Source organism: Nostoc sp., from assembly GCF_035638895.1.
Classification (GTDB): Bacteria; Cyanobacteriota; Cyanobacteriia; order Cyanobacteriales; family Nostocaceae; genus Nostoc.
In genome coordinates this window covers 1-7,479 of record NZ_DASQZC010000253.1, presented here as the reverse complement: position 1 = coordinate 7,479, position 7,479 = coordinate 1, and the positions used below count along the sequence as shown (strand labels likewise).

General features: G+C 42.3%; 13 protein-coding genes. 1 reads left to right on the top strand and 12 read right to left on the bottom strand.

Going from position 1 to position 7,479, the window contains the following annotated elements; genetic code table 11:
- From VE944_RS12415 to VE944_RS12385, 7 genes are all read right to left on the bottom strand, one after another.
- Positions 1-476, bottom strand: a 476-nt coding sequence (locus VE944_RS12415) for an ATP-binding cassette domain-containing protein (protein WP_324977352.1), incomplete at its 3' end; no start/stop codon positions are given.
- A gap of 155 nt (positions 477-631) precedes the next feature.
- A complete protein-coding gene (locus VE944_RS12410; protein WP_324977349.1) occupies positions 632-943 on the bottom strand; it encodes a hypothetical protein in 312 nt (103 codons plus the stop codon).
- 51 nt (positions 944-994) lie between these two features.
- Entirely contained in the window at positions 995-1,816 is an 822-nt protein-coding gene (locus tag VE944_RS12405; protein ID WP_324977346.1) for an Rpn family recombination-promoting nuclease/putative transposase, read from the bottom strand.
- A gap of 71 nt (positions 1,817-1,887) precedes the next feature.
- Positions 1,888-2,037: a hypothetical protein gene (locus VE944_RS12400; protein ID WP_324977344.1), complete on the bottom strand. Its 150-nt coding sequence runs from the start codon at positions 2,035-2,037 to the stop codon at positions 1,888-1,890.
- Positions 2,038-2,186: 149 nt separating this feature from the next.
- On the bottom strand, positions 2,187-2,897 hold the full coding sequence (locus tag VE944_RS12395; RefSeq protein WP_324977341.1) for a DUF4336 domain-containing protein: 711 nt from the start codon (positions 2,895-2,897) through the stop codon (positions 2,187-2,189).
- Between the two features lie 108 nt (positions 2,898-3,005).
- Positions 3,006-3,464 (bottom strand): DUF29 domain-containing protein, encoded by a 459-nt coding sequence (locus tag VE944_RS12390; RefSeq protein ID WP_324977339.1) that lies wholly within the window; start codon positions 3,462-3,464, stop codon positions 3,006-3,008.
- An 8-nt stretch (positions 3,465-3,472) separates the two neighbouring features.
- Complete coding sequence (locus tag VE944_RS12385; RefSeq protein ID WP_118167594.1) at positions 3,473-3,835, bottom strand: helix-turn-helix domain-containing protein; 363 nt, start codon at positions 3,833-3,835, stop codon at positions 3,473-3,475.
- Positions 3,836-4,028: 193 nt separating this feature from the next.
- Here VE944_RS12385 and VE944_RS12380 point away from each other — a divergent pair, with 193 nt between their 5' ends.
- Positions 4,029-4,475, top strand: coding sequence for an RNA-binding protein (locus VE944_RS12380; protein WP_324977334.1), 447 nt, complete (start codon positions 4,029-4,031; stop codon positions 4,473-4,475).
- Between the two features lie 9 nt (positions 4,476-4,484).
- Here VE944_RS12380 and prfA read toward each other — a convergent pair whose 3' ends face one another.
- From prfA to VE944_RS12355, 5 genes are all read right to left on the bottom strand, one after another.
- Positions 4,485-5,582 carry a peptide chain release factor 1 gene (prfA, locus tag VE944_RS12375; RefSeq protein WP_229554268.1) on the bottom strand — a complete coding sequence of 366 codons (1,098 nt, stop codon included), beginning with the start codon at positions 5,580-5,582 and terminating at the stop codon, positions 4,485-4,487.
- 103 nt (positions 5,583-5,685) lie between these two features.
- Entirely contained in the window at positions 5,686-5,928 is a 243-nt protein-coding gene (gene rpmE / locus VE944_RS12370) for a 50S ribosomal protein L31 (protein WP_069070756.1), read from the bottom strand.
- Between the two features lie 109 nt (positions 5,929-6,037).
- Entirely contained in the window at positions 6,038-6,454 is a 417-nt protein-coding gene (gene rpsI, locus VE944_RS12365; RefSeq protein ID WP_104906415.1) for a 30S ribosomal protein S9, read from the bottom strand.
- A complete protein-coding gene (gene rplM, locus VE944_RS12360; RefSeq protein WP_324977323.1) occupies positions 6,454-6,915 on the bottom strand; it encodes a 50S ribosomal protein L13 in 462 nt (153 codons plus the stop codon). Before rplM ends, rpsI begins: the two co-directional genes overlap by 1 nt.
- Before the next feature lie 87 nt (positions 6,916-7,002).
- On the bottom strand, positions 7,003-7,479 hold a 477-nt coding region (locus tag VE944_RS12355), incomplete at its 5' end, for a tRNA pseudouridine synthase A (protein ID WP_324977320.1).

Below are 7,479 nucleotides of genomic sequence, written 5' to 3'. Positions count from 1 at the left end.
CTGACGAGGCGATCGCCATCTTCTAGCCCAAATCCCATCTCTGGTAAAATTTTCCCGATGCGTGCATCTAAGTTGTAGCCATCCAAGGCTTCAAATTTGCGCTGAAAGCGATCCAACTTGTCGATCAGTCGATCCAGTTCCTCTGGGCTAGCCGTTTCCATCTCTTGTGGTATGTGCGCCAGAGATAACTGTACTTCGTTGGCTTCTTTGAAGACAGTCCAAAATTCTTCTCTAACGGTGCGAGTGGGGTCTACTTCAAACTCTTGGTTAAGGTAGGCTATATGTAAGCTATTAGGACGAATGATTTCGCCTGCGGTGGGTTCCATTTCCCCAGAGATGATTTTGAGTTGGGTGGATTTTCCAGCACCGTTGACACCGACTAAGCCAATGCGATCGCCTGGTTTAACTTCCCAGTTGATATCTTTGAGAACTTCGCCTGTGGGATAAATTTTACTTATATGTTCTAGTCGCAGCATTAAGTTTCTCTCAGGTAGGGAGTGGGTGGTTGAGGACGAAGTACTAACACCGCCTCTAATATTAACAAAAATTAACTATAAATTCGTCATGATCAAGTTTGGAAGCCGCAAACCAAATTTGGCTTGAGCCACGGATAAAATTTACCACATCTATCTCAAGGCTGGCTTTGTGTTACTTGTCTAACTTCTTCGACACTGAAACTAAATGCCTCTGCCACTTGTTCCACTGTCACCCCCAATTTTAATAAGGTCGGTATTAATTGTAATTTGGCTCTACGCTCCCCTATTTGGATGCCATCATGATAGAGTTTCGCGTTTTGAACTTGGTTTATAGTTAAACCTAATCCCTCCGCAACTTGATCAATAGTTAACGCTAAATCTAATAGACGAGGTACTGATTGCCGTAAACCTTCCAAACGCCCTTCTTCAAATGCTTCTTGATAAACTTTTTTATCTTTGAAACTCATAGTTCCTATGTTGTAGTCCACCAATTCCTCTACTCCTTGATCAGAAGAATCCTACTGCGCGGCTTGTCTGACTTCTTCGACACTCAAATCTAGCGCCTGTGCTACTTGTTCTACAGTCAACCCGGCTGCTAACATTGCTGGTACTGCTTTGAGTTTACCTTGCTCAATGCCTTGAACCTTACCTTCTTCAATGCCTTGAACCTTACCTTGTTCAACACCTTCCTGAAAGGCTTCCTGATAAAATCTGGTTTGCTTTAACTCGCTTAAGCCAAACATTTCCTCCATCTCCTCCCTACTCATTGTGGGAAACTTGTAAGCCAAAATAGTCTCTATAAATTGTAATAATTGCTGCTGTTTTGGTGGTGAGCTTATCTCTGACTTGGTTCTGTCTATCAACTCCCTTGCTTGTGCGATCGCTATATCGTCCGTTGCAATTACTAATTTAGCAGTTGCAATGCCAATTGGAAGGGATGCACCTTCACCTAATTCATCCAAATAAATGCGCCTGACGCGCCCACTTGTGAAAAACTCACGGTAATGTTTGATATCTCCTGTATCTACATTCCTGTTGGGGTATAAAACCACAGCACCCCAGTCATTTGATGGTTGATTCTGACGGAGGTATAAACATATTTCTGCAATTAGCCGTGAATAAATTTCTCCATCGGCTTGAAATTGCACTTCAACAAAATAAATTTGGTTCTCACGTCCTTGTGTCGGTAGAAATACACCATCGATTCTGAAGGCTGTTTGTTTAATTTCAATTGATGAAAATTGATAAAGGCTAGCTGATTCTGGAGGATTACCAATAAGTTCAAAGAAGATATCAGGGAATTCTTGAAACAGCCGATAAAAGATGATGTCTGTTTTCAAAATTTTATATCACTTGAAGATTTTGATTTGCTGTTCATGTATTGCTTGATTCTTAAAAAGCACCTCGCACTTTAAAAAATTGCTCTTTTGCCATTCCTAATATTAATTTCACTGGCATATTCTGGTTTAAAAAATTCCACCAAATCGCCTTGATAATAAATTGGTATATAAGGATTATTCGTTTGAAGTTGCCAATCTAATGGCTCATTGCGTAGCGACATAGCTGCATTCCTAAATATTTTAAGATTGCACCATTTTAAAACCATTTATTCCTTAACTGCCAGTAGTTGCTATTTGGTCTAATACCAAATCTATGTGAGGCTACCTTGTGCTGAAACTATCTCCCTTAAAGCTGCGGTGGTGCGTGGTTTTAAAGAGACTCCCCTAAAAACCACTCGTACCCTTCTTTAAACTGCTTCTTCGCATCATGCTCTACAATGCTGCCATGAGCCACAATAACTCTTCTAAAGTCCCATCGCAGTACCTTTTGAACTGATTGTTTAACCTTCTCCTTTTCTTGAGTAGCCAACTGTTCTAACAATGATGGTCTAAGTTTCTTGTACCCTCCCATTATTTTGGATACTAATTTTGTTGTCATTGGGAAAGTTTCATCAAAGTAAAAAGCTGTGTCTGTCAAAACCAAAGTTTGACTTTCAGCATGAAAAAAAATATACTCATTTAAAGGTAATGCTCCACTTGGAAGAAAGGTTTTGAAACCTTCAAATAATAAACATTCAAGTTCGCCTAAAAAATTTTCGCCATTATCCTCTAATGCTTGATCAATAGATATCTCAGGTCTTTTAGCCTTCAATGCCGATACAGCATAGACCTTTGCTTGAGGATAGAGAGCTTTAAAGTTAGATAAGAACAGATAGTGAAAAAGATTTGGGGCAATAATATACTTAACATTTCCAAGCTGATTGAGTTGCTCAGTAGTTTCGTCATCAACTTGGATCGGAGAGATGACAGCTAATTCACCATTATTGAAACGAATTACCGTCATTCTTGTACCGACGCTCAATCCAAAATACTTTAACGGTTGCTCGGCGATCCAAATATTCTTATCAATTTTTCTGAGCATAACTAATTCCAACAGTGGCTTTGAGCGGTTATGTGTGGCGAACTGACAAGGCTCAATAGTCGGTTCTGTACTAAACTAAAAACTTATAATCCAGAAAAATTGTAGTAATTATCCTTCCCAGTCTTGACGAGTATCGCACAGAAAATTGTCTGCGATCGCATCATCAAATAAATAGGGGCAATGCTCTGGAAAAGTTCGTAATGGTAAGTTAGTTTCTCGTAGCGCCAAATCCACTCCCGCTTCAAAGCCATCTAACAAGGCTTCTTCGATTCGAGACTTTAAGCTGGGGTTCTGCCGCAGATGCCTATGAATGGCGCGGCGCTGTTCTCGAATTGTTAAAAACCAACTGCGACACCGTTGTTCGGGTTGATACTCCCACTTCAAGAGATGACCAAGTAATATACTCAGACGGCTCACGAGTTCTCGATACTCCTGTCTGCCCAAAGCTTGAATTTCCTCTTGCAGGTGCTGCCAGTCTAGTTCCATAACTAGCCTTTGCTCTAACGCTTTAGCCTGCTGCTGTGTCCATCCATAGAAGTCTTGATCATACAAAAAAGGCTTGTCCATATCCATATTCAACTGGCCTTCGCTTCATCTCCAGACGCTTCAGCCACAGCCGCCAATCTATCTGCCGCAGCTTGGACAATTTGAGCCACTTGGGCTAAAGGCATGTGCTGGATTTGTCTCAGAATCAGACTCAAATCTGAAGTTTCTGCAATTGGCTTGCCATCCAAACAGCTAAGTAACTCCTGGAGTGTGTAACCCGCTCTCGCTGCGATTTTTGCTAAATATTCCGTATCTGGCACATTCACACCCTTTTCCCACAACTGAACAGCAGTAGCAGAAACTCCCAAAAGCTTGCCAAACGCTCGCTGGCTCATTGAACCACGAGCTAGCTTGATGATTTCAATCAGTTTTTCTCTGCTTTCGATGTTCACTGCTTATATAGCTAGCCAAGTGTATTTACAAGTTTAGTAAGGAAATCCTAAAAGTAAAGTTTTAGCTTGACAAGCTTCATTGTTAATGGTAACTTAAAATGATTATTGTAATACTGCAATGAAACTTACAATACTGATATAAAAAATTCAATCACGTTAACGGTACTAATGCCGACAATATAAAGGGTGCATCATGTTTGGCAAGCCACGCAAAATTAATCAATATCGCTGCAAAGGTAAAAACCTTATAGCTACTAATAAAATTAAACCAGAACAGTGGCACATTTCAGACGCTGAGGTAAAAGAAGCTCTGAAAGCCAAAGGTCATGATGTTAAGGAAATTAAAAAAATCCACCGTCTGAAGCATCAAGTGTGTATTTCCTACTGGGATGTAAAAGGCAATATATGCAGCAGCTTTTTTAGCTACCGGATTTTTGTACGTTGGCAAGAGGAAGCAGAAAAGCTAATTTATACCTGTCAAACCCTCAAAGAATGGGCGAAGGTAAATTACATTATGAAGTACGAATTTGCCTACTACCGTTATCCCAGTGAAATGGAAGATACGCTGCACACGACATTAGAAAACCACCTGTATGTGTTAAAAGCAACAGTACAACAAGTGGTTTTACAGGAAAATTAACAGCAAAAATTAGTTAGCGGCAGAAGTCGCTAACTCCGCCAGACGTTCCTGTTGGTCTAGAGATATACAAGATTGGATAAGTGTCTCTAAATCACCATCCAAAACAGGGGTAAGAGAATAATTCTGACCTAACCGATGGTCGGTAGCCCGGTTATCTTTATAATTATAGGTGCGAATTTTTTCCGATCGCGATCCAGTACCAACCTGCGATCGCCGCATGGAAGTTACTTCTGCTTGTTGTTCACCTAACTTGATGTCATACAACTTCGCCCGCAGAATTTGCATTGCCCGTTCTTTGTTTTGCAACTGGCTGCGTTCTTCTGTACAGAAAATGCGTATTCCCGTTGGTTTGTGCATCAAGTCAACGGCTGTTTCCACCTTGTTGACGTTTTGTCCACCAGCACCACCAGAACGAGCTGTAGTCATTTCAATATCTTTCGGGTCAATGTGAATTTCCACATCATCGACCTCTGGCATAATCGCCACGGTAGCTGTGGAAGTATGAACCCGTCCCCCAGATTCAGTTGCCGGCACGCGCTGCACACGATGCACTCCAGCTTCAAACTTTAGCTGGCTGTAAACATCATTACCTTTAATTTCGAGAATAACTTCTTTCCAGCCACCCATTTCTCCGCGAGATTCGCTCACTAGAGAAACTTTCCAACCTTGAGTCTGGGCATAGCGGGTGTACATCTGCATCAAATCGCCAGCCCAAATACTTGCCTCATCGCCACCAGTACCAGCGCGAATTTCCAACATGATATTCTTTTCATCATTGGGGTCGCGTGGTAGAAGTAAAACTTTCAGGCGAGACTCTAAATGTTCTATTTTTTCTTCAAGTTCTTTTACTTCCAGTGATGCCATTTCTTGCAACTCTGGGTCACTTGCAGATTCTTTGTAAACCTGACGCGCTCCGATCAAGTCTTCTTGCGCTGTTTTCCAAATCTCATAAGTATTAACCACTTCTTCCAAAGAAGAACGAGACTTAGCAATTTCTTGATACTCATCAGGATTGCTAGCGGTATCGGGGTCGCCAAGACGACGGGTTAATTCATTAAAAGTTTGTTCAACGGATTTTAATTTGTCCAGTAAGTATGATTCAGCCATGACGATTGCGATCGCTCCTTAAAAAATAACAAATTGGCTCGAGCATATAAATGAAAATCGACCCAGCTGATGCAGGGCCGTCGTTAACAGCAGAGCCAACTCGCTACTTTTTGTCTTGTTCGTCGCCAGATGTTTGAGTGCTGCTCATACCGTACTTACGGAGGAAGCGCTCTACTCGACCCTCAGTGTCAATGATCTTCTGAGTACCAGTGTAAAAAGGGTGATTTCCAGACCAAACATCTACGTGCAATTCTGGCTTGGTAGAGCCAATGGTCATAACAACTTGACCGTTGCAGTAAACTTTAGCATCTGGATACCACTTGGGGTGAATATCAGCTTTAGCCATTGTTTTTTTTGTGATGAATCTATATAAATTATAACTTTCAGCGTTCAATTGAAGCTAGGGAGTGGGGAGTGGGGAGATGCCCCATGCCCAATGCCCCATGCCCAATTCCCTAACGCTTAGAGTACTGAGGCGCTTTCCGAGCTTTATGTAAACCATATTTCTTCCGCTCTTTTGCTCTCGGATCGCGAGTCAAATAACCTTCGGTTTTCAAAGGTGGGCGGTTGTCTGGGTCGAGTTGGCACAAAGCACGAGCAACTCCCAAACGAACAGAATCAGCCTGTCCGGTCAAGCCGCCGCCTTCTGCTTTCACCAAAATGTCATATTCGTTTTCCAATCCCAGAGTTTCCAGGGGTGCTTTAATGACTCCCAGATAGTTAGGGTTAAATTGGAAATACAAGGTTCCATCTTTACCGTTCACAATCAGTTGACCGGTGCCTGGAACCAAGCGTACCCGTGCTACTGCATTCTTACGGCGGCCAGTGCCCCAGTATACGGCGCGACCGCTATTAGCATCTGCTACTACCATTAATTCTCTTCTCCAGGAATTGTACTAACTTTTAGTTCTTTAGGTTTTTGAGCATCATGGGGATGCGTAGGGCCAGCGTAAACTTTTAGCTTGGTGAACAACTGCTTACCGAGGCTAGTTTTAGGTAGCATACCTTTAACAGCTTGTTCTAAAATCCGCTCTGGTATGCGGTCTTGCAGTTTAGCGAAAGTTTCCGTTTTCATGCCACCGGGACGACCAGAATGGCGGCGGTAAAGCTTTTGAGTGCGCTTTTTGCCTGTGACTGCTACTTTCTCGGCATTAATGACGATTACGAAGTCACCTGTATCTAGGTGGGGAGTGTATTCGGGTTTCTTTTTGCCTCTTAAAACCTGGGCGATTTCGCTGGCGAGGCGACCAAGGCGTTTATCGGTGGCATCTACTATGTACCACTCACGCTCAAGGGTTGCTTGAGAAGGAAGGTATGTTTTAACTGTTGTCATTTGTCTATTTGTCCTTTGTCATTTGTCATTTGTTATTTGTCATTAGTCATTTGTCTTTTGTCTTTTGTCTTTTGTCTTTTGTAGTTACTAAGAACCAATGACTAATGACTCTTGACTAGTGACGAACTTTGGCAAGGTGTCGTACCAAATCTCTTTTGGAAAGGGAAAATCTGGATAGCCGACTCGCAACAAACATAAGCCTTGGGGCGGTGCGGCGTGTTTCACTTCTTCTCGACGTTGTTCTTTCCAGAGTTCGGTGAAGCTAGAAAGTGTTCGTTGTCCAGAACCTACTTGTACCAGCATCCCTACCAATAGCCGTACCATGCCATACAAAAATCCATCTGCCTGTATTTCAATATGGATAAATGGCCCACTGCGACGACAGTCTGCTGCTTGCACCTCTACCCAGGAATGCGATCGCTTTGAGCCTGCACGATGAAAAGCAGCTAAGTGATGCTTTCCTAAAAGAGGTTTCAAGGCAGCTTGGATTAAGGATTCATCCAGGGGTGCATAATAATAATGCCAACTGAAGGATCTTACAAACAAGTTAAGTCGATCTTCAGT